The sequence below is a fragment of the Murimonas intestini genome, from assembly GCF_024622195.1.
In the GTDB taxonomy this organism is placed as follows: domain Bacteria; phylum Bacillota; class Clostridia; order Lachnospirales; family Lachnospiraceae; genus Murimonas; species Murimonas intestini.
In genome coordinates, this window is sequence record NZ_JANKBI010000005.1 from 1 (window position 1) to 16,610 (window position 16,610).

The 16,610-nt window shown below is 45.1% G+C and carries 15 protein-coding genes, 1 pseudogene and 1 other annotated feature; of the genes and pseudogenes, 2 read left to right on the plus strand and 14 right to left on the minus strand.

The window, feature by feature from the left end; genetic code table 11:
- Window positions 1-500 precede the first annotated feature (500 nt).
- From NSB28_RS09445 to NSB28_RS09460, 4 genes are all read right to left on the minus strand, one after another.
- The gene (locus NSB28_RS09445) at window positions 501-1,370 is read right to left on the minus strand and encodes a tyrosine-type recombinase/integrase (RefSeq protein WP_257497484.1); all 870 of its coding nucleotides are present in this window, start codon (window positions 1,368-1,370) and stop codon (window positions 501-503) included.
- 180 nt (window positions 1,371-1,550) lie between these two features.
- Window positions 1,551-2,213 carry an HAD family hydrolase gene (locus NSB28_RS09450; RefSeq protein WP_109624990.1) on the minus strand — a complete coding sequence of 221 codons (663 nt, stop codon included), beginning with the start codon at window positions 2,211-2,213 and terminating at the stop codon, window positions 1,551-1,553.
- Between the two features lie 8 nt (window positions 2,214-2,221).
- Window positions 2,222-2,986, minus strand: a complete 765-nt coding sequence (locus NSB28_RS09455; RefSeq protein WP_109624991.1) for an EFR1 family ferrodoxin — start codon at window positions 2,984-2,986, stop codon at window positions 2,222-2,224.
- A 109-nt stretch (window positions 2,987-3,095) separates the two neighbouring features.
- Window positions 3,096-3,266: a hypothetical protein gene (locus tag NSB28_RS09460; RefSeq protein WP_243134661.1), complete on the minus strand. Its 171-nt coding sequence runs from the start codon at window positions 3,264-3,266 to the stop codon at window positions 3,096-3,098.
- 359 nt (window positions 3,267-3,625) lie between these two features.
- Here NSB28_RS09460 and NSB28_RS09465 point away from each other — a divergent pair, with 359 nt between their 5' ends.
- Together NSB28_RS09465 and NSB28_RS09470 are read left to right on the plus strand one after the other, a co-directional pair.
- Complete coding sequence (locus tag NSB28_RS09465) at window positions 3,626-4,759, plus strand: C45 family autoproteolytic acyltransferase/hydolase (RefSeq protein ID WP_109624992.1); 1,134 nt, start codon at window positions 3,626-3,628, stop codon at window positions 4,757-4,759.
- Window positions 4,756-5,634 carry an AraC family transcriptional regulator gene (locus NSB28_RS09470; protein WP_109624993.1) on the plus strand — a complete coding sequence of 293 codons (879 nt, stop codon included), beginning with the start codon at window positions 4,756-4,758 and terminating at the stop codon, window positions 5,632-5,634. The genes NSB28_RS09465 and NSB28_RS09470 overlap by 4 nt, the downstream gene beginning before the upstream one ends.
- 11 nt (window positions 5,635-5,645) lie before the next feature.
- Here the strand turns inward: NSB28_RS09470 and NSB28_RS09475 are convergent, their stop codons facing one another.
- The 10 genes and pseudogenes from NSB28_RS09475 to NSB28_RS09520 form a co-directional block, all read right to left on the minus strand.
- Window positions 5,646-6,311 carry a YoaK family protein gene (locus NSB28_RS09475; RefSeq protein ID WP_109625273.1) on the minus strand — a complete coding sequence of 222 codons (666 nt, stop codon included), beginning with the start codon at window positions 6,309-6,311 and terminating at the stop codon, window positions 5,646-5,648.
- A 20-nt stretch (window positions 6,312-6,331) separates the two neighbouring features.
- Complete coding sequence (locus tag NSB28_RS09480; RefSeq protein ID WP_109624994.1) at window positions 6,332-7,207, minus strand: GNAT family N-acetyltransferase; 876 nt, start codon at window positions 7,205-7,207, stop codon at window positions 6,332-6,334.
- 9 nt (window positions 7,208-7,216) lie between these two features.
- Complete coding sequence (locus NSB28_RS09485) at window positions 7,217-9,931, minus strand: translation factor GTPase family protein (RefSeq protein WP_109625274.1); 2,715 nt, start codon at window positions 9,929-9,931, stop codon at window positions 7,217-7,219.
- A gap of 134 nt (window positions 9,932-10,065) precedes the next feature.
- Window positions 10,066-12,441, minus strand: coding sequence for a valine--tRNA ligase (locus NSB28_RS09490; RefSeq protein WP_109624995.1), 2,376 nt, complete (start codon window positions 12,439-12,441; stop codon window positions 10,066-10,068).
- 154 nt (window positions 12,442-12,595) lie between these two features.
- Window positions 12,596-12,865, minus strand: a binding site (T-box leader).
- Between the two features lie 71 nt (window positions 12,866-12,936).
- Complete coding sequence (def, locus tag NSB28_RS09495) at window positions 12,937-13,407, minus strand: peptide deformylase (protein ID WP_109624997.1); 471 nt, start codon at window positions 13,405-13,407, stop codon at window positions 12,937-12,939.
- Window positions 13,379-13,642 carry a helix-turn-helix transcriptional regulator gene (locus NSB28_RS09500; protein WP_109624998.1) on the minus strand — a complete coding sequence of 88 codons (264 nt, stop codon included), beginning with the start codon at window positions 13,640-13,642 and terminating at the stop codon, window positions 13,379-13,381. The genes def and NSB28_RS09500 overlap by 29 nt, the downstream gene beginning before the upstream one ends.
- Before the next feature lie 196 nt (window positions 13,643-13,838).
- Window positions 13,839-14,141 (minus strand): annotated as a pseudogene (locus NSB28_RS09505) (NUDIX domain-containing protein); the annotation flags it as partial.
- Window positions 14,142-14,156: 15 nt separating this feature from the next.
- Window positions 14,157-14,585 carry an NUDIX hydrolase gene (locus tag NSB28_RS09510; RefSeq protein ID WP_257497486.1) on the minus strand — a complete coding sequence of 143 codons (429 nt, stop codon included), beginning with the start codon at window positions 14,583-14,585 and terminating at the stop codon, window positions 14,157-14,159.
- A gap of 225 nt (window positions 14,586-14,810) precedes the next feature.
- Window positions 14,811-15,677, minus strand: a complete 867-nt coding sequence (locus NSB28_RS09515) for a GNAT family N-acetyltransferase (RefSeq protein ID WP_109624999.1) — start codon at window positions 15,675-15,677, stop codon at window positions 14,811-14,813.
- Between the two features lie 68 nt (window positions 15,678-15,745).
- The gene (locus tag NSB28_RS09520; protein WP_109625000.1) at window positions 15,746-16,186 is read right to left on the minus strand and encodes a hypothetical protein; all 441 of its coding nucleotides are present in this window, start codon (window positions 16,184-16,186) and stop codon (window positions 15,746-15,748) included.
- Between the last annotated feature and the right edge of the window lie 424 nt (window positions 16,187-16,610).

Consider the following 16,610-nt stretch of genomic DNA (forward strand, 5'->3'; position numbering starts at 1 on the left):
ATTACATAATAACAATTATGTTGTGGCTGATATTCTATATGCCAAAGTGAGGGTAATATCTATTAAAAAGATTAGATAGAAAATAGAATTTTGCAAAAATTCAAAAAGAATTGTCTGTACTTTCAATTTATATTTAAAAATTTATATCTGCACATTTTTTAAATTTGGTGCAACTAATGTTAAAAAACAAAAAAATTGACCTAAAACTACATGAGGGGGGAAATTTAGCCTTTTTCTATTGACATTTTTTTCCAGCAATAGTATTATACATTTAATGCAGATATGTTTTTGCAATGTAATACTACATAATTGTTATTATGTAATACAAGGCGAAAACACATAATTGTTATTATGTAATGCAAGGCGAAAACACATAATTGTTATTATGTAATGCAAGGCGAAAACACATAATTGTTATTATGTTGTACAGGTAGAGATACCTGTTTTTTTGTCCCTTTCTGCACTTCTCAATTCCTCCTTTCTGCATCAACATCCTTTACTCAGCAGGGCACCTGCCCCAAATCAGATATTAATCCCAGCCCGTTTATAATTGCCTGGAACTGTGCCATAGTGTCTGCCGTGTATATCCTGGTGACTTCCAGACTGCTGTGCCCCAGAATATCTGCCAGTGCTGTCAGATTTTTTGTGGCATGATAAAAGGTACGTGCAAATAGATGACGTAAATTATGAGGGAAAACTTTTTTAGCATCCACACCTGTATCTTCAGACAATGATTTCATTTCCGCCCATATATTGCTGCGGTTTTTAGGATTTCCCTGTTTTGTTACAAATACCGGGCCTGAGTCAATCCGTTCTTTACCTGCAAAATAAAGCAGTTTTTTTACAAGCACGTCCGGAAGCAGGATGATCCTTGCCTTTCCTTTATTATTCACTTCAATTCTGCGCTTTTTCAGGCTTTCTATTGTTATATAACGAAGCTCTGATATCCTGATCCCTGTGGCACAAATCGATTCCATTATCAGGGCCAGCTGATGTTTTCCCTTCTTTTGCGCTGAATCTACCAGATTCCTGTATTCCTTATTCGTCATCTCTTTCTCAAGAAACATTTTTTTCTGTATCTTAAAGCTTTTAATTTTCATAACCGAGAGGCCCTGGAATTCTAAAAAACTGTTGAGCGCCGCTATCATTGAATTTGCACTGCTGACTGCATATCTTTCTTTCAGCCATTCTTTGTAATCCAGAAGTTTCCTTCTGTCTGCATCTGAATCTTCTCCAATAAATTTTAGAAATGTATTCATGTCCGTGAGATACTTTGATATAGTAGCTTCTGCCCGTTCCTGTTCGCGCAGGTAAGAAACGAATGCTTTCAGTTCATTATGTCCTACCCTGCATATCATTTTTTCATACATGTATTATCCTCCTTTTCCTCTGTCAAATATTATATTAAGCATATTTATTAATTGCAATGAGCAAACCTGTCCTGGAATATATTTCCAGAAGCAAAGGCTGTTATAAACAGATTTCTGCAGAATAAAAATGGATGCTGTTAAACACAGCATCCACAGACATAAAACATTTACTTTATGATATTAACCTATTCTCAATTCCTTCACCACTTCCCGGAGACTGCCAAACCTTCTCACACCCTCTATTTCTTTCCTGCCGTCCCTGTCCACCAGCCATGGCGTGATGCCTGCTGACATGGCACCTTTTACATCACTTTCCAGGGAGTCTCCTATATGAACCACCTCTTCAGGCGCACAACCGCTTATCTTCAGGGCTTCCTGGAATATCCTCCTGTCAGGCTTATAGTACCCGGCCTTTTCACTTGTTATGATCCCGGCCGGATGGATCTTTAGCCGTTTTACAGCTTCCTCCAGATACTTGTCATCATTGTTGGATACAAGATAGATTGGAAGAGGACACTCCTCAAAGAATTCCTTTGTATCGTCAAATACAGGCGAATACTTCCAGTGCATCTCCAGGCCATGACAAAGTTCGTCCGCACTGTCTGTAAAGCCGTATTCCTCCATGATCCTTTCGAATGTCTCAACAGCAATGTCATGCTCCGGCTTGAAATCCCGGCCGCAATACTTTCCCAGAAGGCTGTCATGCAGCCTGAACCAGGCGGCCGCCACCTCTGACGGCGATTCAGTATGTGCCTGTTTATGGCATCTGTAGATCACTTCGTTTACGTACCTGCTCTCTTCTGAAACAATAGTTCCCATATAATCGATAAATACTGTTTTCATTCTCTCTCCTAAAAAAATTCATTCTTTTTATGTCCTGAACATGCCTTCTTCAGCGACTGGGATGCAGCCGCAAGCATGATCTTATTCAGGGACCTGGCATGCTGCGGGCAGATACTGATACATCTCATACACGAGATACACTTCTTTGTATCTGTTTCACTGGGGTTCCCGGCGGGAATGGCCTGTGCCGGGCACCTTGACGCACAGAGGCCGCACTCAGTACACTTTTTTCTGTCAGCGGAGGGCTTCAGAGGCACACCTTTATACTCCCGGTACTCTGTATTTCCGGGAACCTCCACACTGACTGGCACTTCCATCTGTTCCAGACGCCTTCTGATCTCAGAACCAAACTTCTTCAGTTCCTCCTGATCTGCCATATCCGGTCTGCCTGTCCCATACTGGTGCATGATAGAATGCTCAGTCACTGCCGCTGCTGCTGCCACGGCTATAAATCCCGCATCTTCCACTGTCTGCCTTAATTCCAGCAAAGTATCATCATATGCCCTGTTTCCATATGACACTATAAGAACAGCTGGTGTATGGCTGCCCCGCAGTTCTTTTATCCTCTGGACTGCCAGTTCCGGTACTCTTCCGCCATAGGAAGGCACTGCGAACATCACCAGTTCATCAGGCCCGAATTCTCTGCTGTGTGCCTCCACTGAAATATCTATCTCCTCTTTTTCCCATTCCAGGCCTTCCCCCAGTGCGTCAGCTGCCTTCTGTGTGCCTCCTGTCGGACTGAAAACTACCTTATTTAATTTTGTTATTTTCATATTTTCCTTCCTTTCTCATCTGCGGACCCCTCCGGGTTCTGCCTGCTCTGAAGCATCCTGCAGTTTTCCATGACTGTCTCCATCTTTTTAAACAGGGCTATCAATTCCTTCATTCTGACACTCCCTCCATCCAGATAGTAATAATTTTTCGTCCCGTCTTTTCTATCAATGTCAGGATAATGGACTGCCGTGTCTCGTCTCCTATGGCAGATAGCATATCACCGCAGCTCTTAAACTGCCCTGCAAATTTCTCCTTCTTTTCACAGTGCAAGCAATCCATTTCTGTTCCTCCGTCTTCTCCGGCCAGAGCCTTTCATCTGCCAGGGCGTGCTTGAAAAATGCTTTCCGTGTGATGAGCGTCACAGTTTGTGGGAATGATTTTTCAAACAGGCTCCAGTACAATTATCATGGAGCGCCGGCTTTTATGGTTTATATTTTTCGACCATTACTTTACCATTATATTACAGTTGTTCTGCTCCGTCTATATTGGGAAAGAAAATCGAGACATAAGATGTTACGGCTCACTCAGTAATCAGCAGCTGTGGGAATTCACTTTCAGCAGGAATTATCATGAATCTGTCTCCTGATCCTGCTAAACTGTAGTCAAAGACGCCGCACCGGCAGACAGGAGAGATGAAAATGCAGACAAATAAAACGATCCAGGCACACACTATTGAATTAAAAGGAAAAAGCTATGATATCGGATATGCCCAGGGAATGGCTATCTCAGCCATACCTGCCATGAAGGAAATCCATACCGCAGGCTTTAAAGGATTTGATTCTGAAGAAGTAAAGAGGGCACAGTCACTATTTGGACGCTTCTGCCCCGGACTCAATGAAGAGCTGGCCGGATTTGCAGATGCTCTGAAAGCTGCGCCGGAGCAGATTGTATATTTTGCCATGACCTTCCTGCGGCCAAACTGCAGCCACATGGTGATCCATCCACAGATGACAGAAAATGGGCATATCCTGCTGGCCAGGAACTATGAGTTCAGCAATGAAGCAGAAGACTTCATTCTTGCCAGGACAAGTGTTGACGGAAAATATACCCATATAGGGACAAGCGTGCTGAATTTCGGCAGGGAGGACGGCTTTAATGAAGCAGGCCTGGCCATCACTATGAGTTCCTGCGGTTTTCCCGTCGGCGCTCCTGAATATATGCGCCGGCCTGCAATAGAGGGGCTGCAGTACTGGGCTGTCATCCGCACCCTTCTTGAAAACTGCCGGAATATAGATGAAGCTCTTGATATGGTCCGGGACATGCCTGTTGCCTACAACCTGAACCTGATCGCCGCTGACAAATCAGGCAGTGCCATCCTTATAGAAACTCTGGACGGACGCCTGGCATTTCACAGGCTGGATCCGGAGACAGAGAGATATCTCCATGCCACAAACCACGCCGTGATCCCTGAGCTGGCTGCTCTGGAACCTGCTGTCATGGAACATTCCGCCGTCAGATATGACTATATTAAAAGGACGCTGGACGCTTCCGGAAAAATTTCTAAAGCTGCACTAAAGTCCATGCTTCTCTCAAATTATCCTGATGGTCTGTGCTGCCGCTATTATCAGGAATTTTTTGGAACTACAAAAAGCATGGTAATTGACCCTGTTGATGGTATAATAGACTTATGCTGGGGCGGCAGCGCCGGAAATGGCTGGAATTCATATTCCATGTCAGATCCTTTTGAGGAAGGCGTACACCCCGTAACTATCACGAATGAAAAGGCAGCTCCGTCTGTCTTTCAGTACATTACACACAGGAGTACATTGTGAATTATTTAAAAGCTCTGGAACATGCCATCATTTATATAGAAGACCACTTATCAGAACCCTTCAGTGTTGAGGAAGCCGCCCGCTATGCCGGCTACTCCTACTACCATCTCACCCGGCAGTTTTCGGCTGTCCTGGGTGAGAGCATAGGGAGCTATGTCCGGAAAAGGCGTCTTGCCAATGCTGCCAAAGATCTGATCTACTCAGATGAACGCATCCTGGACATCGCCCTGAAATGGGGGTTTGAATCAAGCGAAGCTTTCAGCAGGGCATTCAAATCCCTGTACATGATGAATCCTGCTGCTTACAGGCGAAACCGCCTTGACCTGTTTATCGGCAAAAAGCCCATGCTGGATGAGGAACGACTCAGCCATCTGGCCGAAAACCTGACTGTACAGCCTGTGCTTACCACTCTGCCTGATATAAAAGTAGCCGGCCTGAGGGGCCAGACTACGCTCAGGGATAATGTACTGCCCGGGCTATGGGCAGAATTCAACTCCATATCTCATAAAATACCTGATGCCATCCCGGGAGGCAGAGGTTTTGGTATCTGCGAGGCCTGCTCTGAAGGCAATACCCTACTAAATATGAATGAAGACGTGAATTTTTCCGAGATTGCAGGTATTGAAGTATCCAGCCTGGAACATATAAAACCCCCCTTTACAGGAAAAATCCTGAAAGGAGGGCGTTATGCCGTTTTTACCCATAAGGGCAGCCTCTCCAGACTTTCTGAGACATTTGAATATATCTGGGGAACCTGGTTTTTATCTGCTCAGGAGGAGCTTGACTTCAGGGAGGATTTTGAACTCTACGATGAACGCTTCCTGGGCTACGACCATCCTGAATCCAGGATAGATCTTTATATTCCTGTTAAATGATGGCATATGGCCTATTGGAGCTGTTCTCCACCTGAAACCTCTTCTTTTATAAACATCAGGGCAAATCCGCCCATCAGCGCGGCCGCTGCTATCCATATAGCACGCTCTCCCATGCCTGGTGTAACAAGCGCTCCTATCGCGGCGCCTGCTGCAAAAACAAGGATCACAAAATAGTAATGAAGGCTTTTCCGTTTCAGCTCCCTGTCTTTTGTAATATGGTATCTGCACAACAATTCTGTGGCATTCCTCATATTCCCTATACACATAGTCGTTGCACACGGAAGGCCCCTGAATTTCCTGAAGCTCTCCACCTGCATGGCACACGCAAATGACATCAGCACATTAGCAGCCATATTAAGGGACTGGGGCATAAAACCCACTGTGATAAGCAGAATAATCTCCGCCGCCAGCACGATCTGCCTCCAGTGTATCCTCTCGTATTCCCTGCAGCGGTGCCTGACCCAGCCTGTGACATAGACTCCCAGGAGGAACGCCAGAAGAGGCAACAGATAGTGGGCGGCATTCAGCAAGTTTCCCTGGGCCAGATTCTGTCCCAGCAGCACGATATTCCCTGTCTGCGCATTTGCAAACACATGCCCCCGGCAATTATAAGAATAAGCGTCCTGAAAACCTCCGGCCAGCGTGAGGAATACTGCTAGCAGCAGTGACTCAGACATCTGGCCATTCCATTTTTTCTTCAGCACTCCTGCCTTCCCTCCTCTGATCCCCGCTGTAATCTCTGTCTGAAATACCTCACCTCAAAAACAGGAGCAAATCCATACTTTCTGTACAAATTCAGCGCCGGCGGATTTTTACTGTCCACATCCAGCACAACCTTCTTTTTCTGCTCCTCTGCCATATTCAGAGCTGCCCGCACCGCCTGGCTGCCGTACCCCAGCCCCCGCATGGCCTTCTTTACTACAACGCCGCACAGATAGATATTCTCGCCATACTCCAGATTAAATATTGCCGCCGGCTCACTGCCGTCATAGAGAATATATCCCTCACGTGTCTCTGAAGCCAATATGGCTGCTGCTCCCCCTCCGTCACTGCCATATTCCTCCTCTGCTACAGACATAAAATCCGCAGTATTTTCTTCTGACAGCTGCTTCAGTATGATCCCCTCGCCAAGAGGGGCGTAAGAAGGCCCGCACTCCATGGTATATTCTGTATGGCTGTGTTCTGCCGTCCCCAGCCCCTGCAAGTACTTCATTCCTGCCGGGCTGGCCGGCTCAACCGCGAACAGAAAGTCCGGCACTCCGGCTGACCGCAGCACTTCCCCGGCCCGGTCCAGCAATGCCGTAAAATACCCTCTGCCGCGGCTGCCGGTCCTGGTAAAGCCTGTCACCTCTCCCTCCCGTTTATCCGGCATGAACAAATTCAGGAAAGATACAAGCAAGCCATCCTCATATCCCATAAAAAAACAGTCCAGTTTCCTGTCAAAATTCAGTTCTGATGACAGCCATATTCTGTTCTGAAGCACTTCCTCCCCATAGATCTGGTCTTCGAGAGCCTCTATCTCTGCTTTCTGCCTGTCATCCAGAACTGATAAAGTTCTAATCTCATACCCCATATATCTCTCTCACTCCTTGTCAAAATCTGTGTACCCCAGCCTCACATCTTCCATATGCCTGGCCATGTCTTCCGGCAGATTCTCAAATAAATAATTCTTGCTGCTCTTCTGCTTTTCCAGATATTCGCTGCGGATCTCTTTTCTGACCAGCTCTACCTCATCCTTCAGACCCTGGGCCGACATCCTGTCAGCGCCCTGTCCCAGTATGATGACCTGCTCTAAAGCATCAGAAGTAGCCACTGTAACATGATGCTTCCTTCCAATCTCGTGCACAGCCTTTTCGATGTACTGGTCAGCAGTCTCCGCCTCTTTCGTGTAGACAACAAATATATTGTGGTACTTCTGGACATCTCCCTTATTTCCCGGCACTTTGTAAGCATCAAACACCAGGATAAGGGTCATCTTCTTAAATCCCTGATAATTACAAAGGACATCCATAAGCTTATTTCTGGCGCCCTCAATATTCACTTCTGCCAGCTCCCGCAGATCTTCCCAGGCAAAAATAATATTATATCCGTCCACCAGAAGATATTCCTCTGATCTTTCTCTGGTTTTGGGTCTGTGGACAGCGCTGCTCTGGATATTCTCAGCCGCTCTTCTCCCCGCTGTCCCTCCCCGGTTAAACCGGTTGCGCTCCCTCTTTACAGGCCCGTATGTTCTCTCGAATATCTCTTCCAGCTCCTTTGGGTCTGCCCATCTGTCCTGATTCTCTGTATCCCTTCTTTCCCTGATCTGCTGCACCTCTTCTTCACGCTGTCTCATGATATCATTCTTTAAAACACTCTCAAGGTGCATATAATCACGCACCTTGTCCCAGCTGACTACAAACCCTGCCCCGCGGGCGCAGAATACAGACCCTGTAGGATTCTCCAGATCTTTCTCAGAATCGTAACCTGCCGCCTCTATTACCTCTTCTGCATTATGGCAGGGCTCATACCCCGCCAGAGAACAGGATAATCTTCCTCTGCCGCTCGTATATGCAGTGACCTCCCTCTGGTAGCCCTGCATTCTTTCTGCTGGCGCCCTGCCGGTGATGACAGTCATCTCCCCATCTATCTGAGGATTCTTAAAACTTCCGTACATCTTCTGGATGTCTGAAATTGCCCTCCCCATTTTGTCTGAAGGCACTTCCAGCCTGAATTCATACACTGGCTCCAGCAGGATGCACTTCCCCATCTTCAGTCCCTGACGCACCGCTCTGTAGGTAGCCTGACGGAAATCCCCGCCTTCAGTATGCTTCAGATGGGATCTGCCTGTCAGCAGAGTGATCCGCATATCTGTGATCTCCGCCCCTGTCAGCACCCCCGGATGGCGTTTCTCTTCCAGATGGGTGAGTACCAGCCTCTGCCAGTTCCCGTCCAGGATATCTTCACTGCAGGCAGTGGCAAACTGCAGGCCGCTGCCTGCCTCCAGAGGTTCCAGCAGCAGATGCACCTCCGCATAATGGCGCAGCGGTTCAAAATGTCCCACACCCTCCACCGGTTCCAGTATGGTCTCTTTATACACAATACTTCCTGAGCCAAATTCAACCTTTACCCCAAACCGCTCCTGTATCATGCTCTTGAGGATCTCTATCTGCACCTCCCCCATCACCTGGGCATGTATCTCCTGAAGCTGCTCATTCCACACAATATGGAGCTGCGGCTCTTCTTCCTCCAGCTGGCACAGCTTCAAAAACATACCATGTACATCACAGTCTTCAGGAAGCTGGATCTGATATGTCAGGACAGGCTCCAGGACGGGAAGCTCAGATGCCTCCTCAATTCCAATCCCCTCCCCTGAAAACGTACTATCCAGCCCCGTAACCGCACAGATCGTCCCCGCAGGAGCCTCTTTCACAGACCGGAATGAGGCGCCTGAATAAATACGTATCTGATCAGCCTTCTCCTCCCTGCTGCCTGAAAGCTGCATCTTTACCTTCAGGGCTCCCCCTGTTATCTTCATATGGGTAAGCCTGTTTCCCTGGGCATCCCTGGATATTTTATATATTTTTGCGCCAAATTCCTCCTGATACACACTGCTGCCTGTATACTTATCAAGCCCCTGAAGAAATTCTTCTACCCCCTCCACCTTCAGGGCAGAGCCAAAATAACACGGAAATACTTTCCTTGCGCGGATCAATTCCACTGTCTCTTCCCTGCTGATGCTGCCCTTTTCCAGATATGCCTCCAGCGCTTTCTCATCGCACATGGCCAGGTTTTCCATAAAGCTTTCATCTGAATCATCTGCTCCGAACTCCACGCATCTCTCGTCCAGCCGCACTTTCAATTCATCCAGCAGCTTTTCCCGGACACAGCCGGGCTGATCCATTTTATTAATAAATAAAAATACAGGGATGCTGTAACGCCGGAGCAGCCTCCACAGCGTTTCCACATGTCCCTGCACTCCATCTGCCCCGCTGATGACAAGCACTGCATAATCAAGGACCTGCAGTGTCCTTTCCATTTCGGCAGAAAAATCCACATGTCCCGGAGTATCCAGCAGGGTCACTGACTTCTCCCCCAGAACTGCCTCAGCCTGCTTTGAAAAAATAGTGATCCCTCTGGATCTCTCCAGCTCATATGTGTCCAGAAAGGCATTTCCATGATCTACCCTGCCCGGCTTCCTTATCTCTCCCCGCAGATAGAGGATACTCTCGGCCAGAGTAGTCTTCCCTGCGTCCACATGGGCCAGAATGCCTATTACTAATTTATTTGTATGGATTAATCTCTTTATCTGTGTCATTTTATCTGTAGTCCAATCATTCTTTTTATGCAACTGTGCACTGCCGCCGCAATTGCCGCTTCGCAATATAGTGTCTATCACATTATATCATTTCAGCAAATGCTTGACTATAGTGAAATTTTACATATGCCTTGTCACTGTACGGTATATATGATCTCCGTGGCTCCTGTACATGCTGACAGGTCCTGCTCTGTCTCCCTGTAATACCCTGTCATCCACTCCGGACATCTGATCTGCAGTCTGCCTATCTTGTCCTTCATTGACATCCCATGCTCTGTCTTATATCTCCTGACACTGCTGATCAGATCTTTCATATGCATACCAAACGCCAGGATATCTTCTTCCCTTCCCTCTGCTCTTTTCCACAGTTTCTGATGGATAGACAGTTCAGGTTCAAATTTTCTAAAAAACTCCTGATAAAGATATTCTGTAATATGGGGCACAAAGACTGAATACATCTTCATTATTTCCAACAGGCTGCTATATAGGGCATATTGTCCTGACCTGCGCCTGTCTGCCCCGTGTTTTCCTGGCTGATAAAGCCTTTCTTTTACAATTTCAATATAATAGTCACAGAAATCTTTCCAGAATAATTCATCCAGCTCATGCCTCGCCTGTCCAGCCTCGTATTCTTCCAGCAGCTTTCCCGTCTTTATAGACGTTTCATTCACTCTCTGCAGTATCCACCTGTCAACCGGAAGCAGGCAGGCCGCCGGATCTCCGGTCAATTCAAAATCCCCCAGCTGTGCCATTGAAAATTTAGCGGCATTGTATAGCTTGTTTATAAATCTTTTCGATGCTTTCAGCTCATCCTCACTGAAAAATGTATCTGTTCCCAGCCTGGCATTCGCCGCCCAGTACCTTATGGCGTCCGCTGAATGCATTTCTATCAGCTCCATCGGGGAACTCGAGGCATTATTCTTTGATTTGCTTATTTTCTCCCCAGGCTTTGCAAGCACAAATCCGCTGACCATAATGTCCTTCCATGGTATCTCCCCCGTATGGTAGAGACTCCTTACAATCGTATAGAAAGCCCAGGTGCGGATAATTTCGTGTGCCTGATGACGCATTCCCATAGGAAGTATCTGCCGGCTCCTGTCTCCCTCCTCCCCGTATCTGGCATTTATCAGCGGCGAGATGGAGGATGTGGCCCATGTATCAAAAACCGCTCTTTCCGGTATAACTTCCGTACAGCCGCAGCTGCATGAAGACAGAGGCCTGTCTTTCTCTGGATCCACAGGCAGCTGGCAGGGATCTGCTAAGATGGGCTTTTTACATTCTGCACAATACCATACAGGAAATGGAACTCCAAAATAGCGCTGTCTGGAAATACACCAGTCCCACTTTAAGTTCTGTACCCAGTCCAGATATCTGCTTTTCATCCGGGCCGGATGCCATCTGATCTCATCCGCAGCTTTTATAAAGCGTTCTTTCTCTGTCAGGATATCAATATACCACTGCCTGGACGGAATAATTTCTACATCTGTCCCGCACCGCTCATGCACTGCCACAGCATGTATCAGTTCTTCCTTTTTTATAATGAGCCCCCTGCTCTCCAGTTCCAGGGCAACGGCCCTTCTGGCCTGTGCAGTTTTCATCCCTCCTGTAAAGGGAATGTGCTCTGCTATTCTGCCATCCTTCGTGATTACCTCCTTATAAGGGAGGCTAAACTTTTCATACCACTCTGCATCTGTGGAATCCCCGAATGTGGCACACATAACAGCCCCTGTCCCCTTTTCCATACTAACTCCATCATCTTCAAGTACAGGTATCTCAAATCCATAAAGGGGTACCTTTACCTTCCTTCCCACATATTTTTTATATCTCTTATCTGCCGGGTGTACCAGTACACAGGCACAGCCGGGCAGCAATTCCGGCCTTGTAGTAGCCACAGGCAGTATTTTCTCCCCCGCATCAAATACCAGATAGTAAAAGCACGATTCACTCTCCTTAGTCTCCAGCTCCGCCTGTGCTATGGACGTCTGGCACTGCGTGCACCATAACACTGGGGACTCTTTCATATAGGCTTTTCCCTTCTTAACAAGCTCCAGAAACAATTTCTGTGAGATCTTCCGTGACTCTTCTGAAACCGTATGATATTCCAGATCCCAGTCAACAGAAAAGCCCAGACTCTTCCACATTTCCCTGAAATCCGCTTCATACCCTTCCACAGTCTCCATACACTGCCGCCTAAATTCTTTCCCCGGAATATCCCTGGCATGGATCTTTCTTTCCTTTTCAACCAGCCGCTCTGTAGGCAGACCGTTATCGTCAAAACCAAACGGATAAAAGACATCATACCCCTGCATTCGTTTAAAACGCGCTATCATTTCCGCCTGAGTATAGGAAAATACATGGCCTATATGCAGAGAACCGCTTACAGTGGGCGGCGGTGTATCTATTGAAAATATTTTCTTCTCCCTTCCATTCTGGAACTTATATATTTCATTTTCTTCCCAGAACTTTTGCATCTCCCTTTCTGTTCTTTTAAAATCATACTTCTGATTCATGTTCATACCTCCAATTGTATTATATTGAAATACAAAACAGACATAGCGAAAGTATATTTTTTGTTCCGCGTGCAGCCCTGCCTCCTCCCGGAGGGTTTTATTCTGTAGGAAACTTCGTTGCCTGTAGAATATAAAACGCCCTGAGCTAAATTTAGCTCAGGGCGGGCTGATTTGTCCGTGGTACCACCTGAATTCAGAATATTATTCTGCACTCATAACGATACGGGTACTATCATGTAAGAATAGTCCGATACCGCTTTCCTTGATAACGGTGGAAATCTCCGTTGGAGTCTACTTGAAGTCATTCTTCTTTCAATCCAAAGCTCAAAGGCTACTTCCATGTTCCCTTCACGAAGATTTTCACCAGTCATCTTCTCTCTGTGCATCCGGAATAACATGTACTCCTCCTCGTCTACGCTGTTGTCTGTGTTTGTTGAAGATCATTATACCAGACCCCTGGAGTATGTCAAGGCTTTTTTCCTCTTTATCCAGGACCTACTTTTCCTCCTTCAGAGGCAATTCAATCTCAACAGCATGATCCAGAAATACCACCCCATCCAGATGTTCCAGCTCATGGCAGAAGCACTTTGCCATAATCCCCTCCCTCGTTATGAGGACTTCTTCCCCCCTTTCGTTCAGCGCACTGACTGTGACCGTCTGGGGTCTGACTGTCTTTCCCATCTTTCCCGGAAAGCTTAAGCATGCCTCTATACACTCCTGCTCCCCGCTGCTTTCTACTATCCTGGGATTCACCAGTTTCAGGCAGTATTCCCCATAATCTACCACAACCAGCCGCTTTAATATCCCCACCTGATTAGCAGCCAATGCCGCCCCATTTTCAGTATCATGGAGAGTATCCATCATGTCATCCAGAAGTTCCAGGACATGGTCATCTATGGTTTCTACTTCCTTACATCTTTTCCTCAACATCTTATCGTCAAACAGACGAATCTTTCTTACTGCCATCTTTTTCCCTCCTGCTGCTGTCAGCCCTTGATTTTCTTTCACTTTCCTCAAATAAAAAAACTTCTTCAATGGTACATTCAAATATACGTGAAATATCATAGGCCAGCCAGATGGAAGGCTCACACTTCTCTGTCTCAATAGCATTTATGGCCTGCCTGGATGCTCCAACCAGCTCTCCAAGATTTTCCTGGGTCATCCCCCGTTTCTCTCTCAGTTCTCTGACTCTGTTCCTCATATTTCCCCCTTTGTAATGTTAACCTTACATATATTATATACTGTGGTGTGTGTAATGTCAACCTTACATTAAAATCAGTCCTTTACAAACTGCCCTGCAAAATGGTTATATGATATAAAAACCCTTGAAAACGTTGCATTTTCAAGGGTTTGGGTAATTCTCTTATAAAGTTTCTTATATTATGTATTATGAAATTTCAAAACATATGCTCTTCGATTGAGCCGTCTTCTTTTACATCCATGAAGCACTCTGAAAATTCATCACTATCCATAATCATTAAAACGCGATGCATTCCGACAGCTAGTTCCTTCTGTTCATATTCTTCTCGTGGAATCCAGTAAACTCTGCCCTCTTCCGAGCTTTTCAATTCTCCTTCAAATTGATCTGCCCGGTAAAGATATCCAACGTTATGGAATCCGTCCCGATACCAGTGATAGATTCCTTTCAACACAGGATTCTTGATGCGCAGGCCGGTCTCTTCCAATATTTCACGCACAACGGCATCATGAAATGTTTACCTAGTCTCTACATGTCCGCCTGGAAACGTTGTTCCGGTATAAGTGTTATTTACCTTATCCAGTGCAAGCACTTCGTTTCCACGGCAGACCATGCACATGTTCATGAAAATCACAGTATCTGGCGGATGCTTACGAAGAGTATCCTCCTTCTGAATTCGTTCGCAGATCTTCGCACGTTTGCCCTGGTATCTTGACGCAATCTCCCCATATGGTATCCAAATATCAGCGGCTTCAATATGATCATAAACTGCTGCAATCACAGCATCATCTGTCTTAGCAGTTGGAAATTCACCTGTCTGTTCGTGAAACTTTCTAGTCTCCTCATACATCCATTGTGCAATCTTATCTTTCTGCTTCTGTTTAAGCTGGTTATAACTCTTGGTAGTCTGGAGAAGCTTGCCTCCCACTTTTATATGATTTTTCATCTTTATATTATTCGCCGCTCCTTTTTTGCCATTCACATACAATCGGATTCCAATCACCTGAACGTTCCTTATTACCTACCCAAACATTCCAAAATAGGTAATCCTAAAACGATAGCCTTTTTAGTTGGTAATGCAGGTAGTAAGACCAAAGCCCATCTGAATTATGCCAAGCCTTTCCGTTCTACTGTGTGATTGTCAAAGGCGGTGCAGCCATTCAACCGAATGTTATTTAAATTCTAACATCAGCGAATCACAAACGGGCCTATATCCTATTTTTTTATAAATACTATTCGATATTGGATTTAATAAATCTGTGTATAATACGCACTTCGTAAATCCCTTATCTAAGGCAATTTGACTGATTTGAGCCACACATGAGGAGGCGTAACCCTTTCCACGATAATAAGGAGGAGTATATACAAATGCCACACCGATAGCTGTTTGCATTTCTCTTGTATATCCTGCCATAGAGACAGGTATCCCATTATCTTCGAGAACGTAGAGCTTTTGTCCCGATAATTGGTAGCGATAAGATTTTCCATCTTGCGGAATGGACATTTCTGTTTTTCCATAAATATTCGCTGCATTAAATGCTTCAACCCAATATGGGAAAAAGTACATATCTTTTTCATCCAGCAAACGTACAACACCAAATTGTTTAATATCCGGATTTACTGCTTTAAGCTCATATATTCGCTGACTCATGATTGTTTTAAAGGTCAATCCCTTTTGAGCAGTATATTTTTCTGCAAAATACTCCGCTAAGACTTTTTCGGTTGTCACGCCGGGAATTTCATGGTCTTTCAACCCATCTATCATACAGTCTATAGCGTCTGAATTAATAATATTATCTGTTGCATAAAGAGTAATATTATGTGGTGGTGTCATTACCGCGGTAAGCTGTATCCCGTTTACATCCGAAATAGTTGCCATGAGCCAATTAACAGGATCGCGCCAGCCTGTTTTGTCTTTCCCTTCATGTCCAATTATAATATTGCCGAGAGAAATCATATTCTGTGCCTCGTGACGCATTAATATACCATAAGTATCCCTGTAAAACTCATGCACATCTGTATACAACTTGAATCGCACTGTAACATCCTCCTTTTTTCACACCATAGAACTATCTTCGCGCCCTACTTTAAGTGTAGCCACACTTCCTATGCTTGCTCTTCTCTTGGAGCATATCTTAGTCTGTCAGGTTCATCACAAATCTCTTTCAATATATTTTCAATATTAAAAACCTCATATTCTTCTTGTTTAACTGTTGTTTTCCCTGTTTTCATTTCTGTATTTATTCTTATGCCATGCCGTGAAATAAAGGGAGCTTCTTTTATTGAAAATACCCCTTTTGAAACGTCATCTTGCATTATCGTAACTCTGCTTGAATACTTCCCGCCTTCACTTTTCACCTTCAAAGATTCTTCCAATAATTTTCTACTATATTCCATCTTCACTAATTCAGTAAATAATGGTTCATATACCTTTGCAAGAACTTCTGAATAAAATTCTCTATTCTTTTCTTTAAAATATTTGTATAACGCCCATGCGCCACCAATTACCACAGTGGCACATGTAATAATTGGTATGGCATATGACACTATATTCTACACCACTGGTAATAAATTATCCATTAAAATTACTCCTTTACAAACCGCCCCTTGAGTGGTATATTTTAAGTAGAAAGAGGAACAACCGCCCACAAGGGGTTGACCTGTGAAAGAAGTAGAAAATACCACCCTGACACCTGCCAAAGTTTCAAGGGTGGTTTTTCTATGCAAAACTAATGACTAATCAAATAAATGAATGTCAGTAGTGCAATCAAAAATAATCCGAACTGCATCAAGTCATTAAAATTGAATTTGTTCTTCATATGCACCACCCCCATTCTATGTAGAATGAAGGTCAAGCCACCCTGCAACACGATTGTTCCATAATCGCATTCTATCATATTATCTTTCTTCCTACAATTATTTATTTTCTTTTTCAAACAAACATTTTAAAACTATCAGATGCTGTCTTACA

Excerpts from the sequence above, each read along its gene's own strand:
- NSB28_RS09445 (WP_257497484.1), bottom strand. The coding sequence starts at position 1,370 with ATGTATGAAAAAATGATATGCAGGGTAGGACATAATGAACTGAAAGCA.
- NSB28_RS09450 (WP_109624990.1), bottom strand. The coding sequence starts at position 2,213 with ATGAAAACAGTATTTATCGATTATATGGGAACTATTGTTTCAGAAGAG.
- NSB28_RS09455 (WP_109624991.1), bottom strand. The coding sequence starts at position 2,986 with ATGAAAATAACAAAATTAAATAAGGTAGTTTTCAGTCCGACAGGAGGC.
- NSB28_RS09460 (WP_243134661.1), bottom strand. The coding sequence starts at position 3,266 with ATGGATTGCTTGCACTGTGAAAAGAAGGAGAAATTTGCAGGGCAGTTT.
- NSB28_RS09465 (WP_109624992.1), top strand. The coding sequence starts at position 3,626 with ATGCAGACAAATAAAACGATCCAGGCACACACTATTGAATTAAAAGGA.
- NSB28_RS09475 (WP_109625273.1), bottom strand. The coding sequence starts at position 6,311 with ATGTCTGAGTCACTGCTGCTAGCAGTATTCCTCACGCTGGCCGGAGGT.
- NSB28_RS09480 (WP_109624994.1), bottom strand. The coding sequence starts at position 7,207 with ATGGGGTATGAGATTAGAACTTTATCAGTTCTGGATGACAGGCAGAAA.
- NSB28_RS09485 (WP_109625274.1), bottom strand. The coding sequence starts at position 9,931 with ATGACACAGATAAAGAGATTAATCCATACAAATAAATTAGTAATAGGC.
- NSB28_RS09490 (WP_109624995.1), bottom strand. The coding sequence starts at position 12,441 with ATGAATCAGAAGTATGATTTTAAAAGAACAGAAAGGGAGATGCAAAAG.
- def (WP_109624997.1), bottom strand. The coding sequence starts at position 13,407 with ATGGCAGTAAGAAAGATTCGTCTGTTTGACGATAAGATGTTGAGGAAA.
- NSB28_RS09500 (WP_109624998.1), bottom strand. The coding sequence starts at position 13,642 with ATGAGGAACAGAGTCAGAGAACTGAGAGAGAAACGGGGGATGACCCAG.
- NSB28_RS09510 (WP_257497486.1), bottom strand. The coding sequence starts at position 14,585 with ATGAAAAATCATATAAAAGTGGGAGGCAAGCTTCTCCAGACTACCAAG.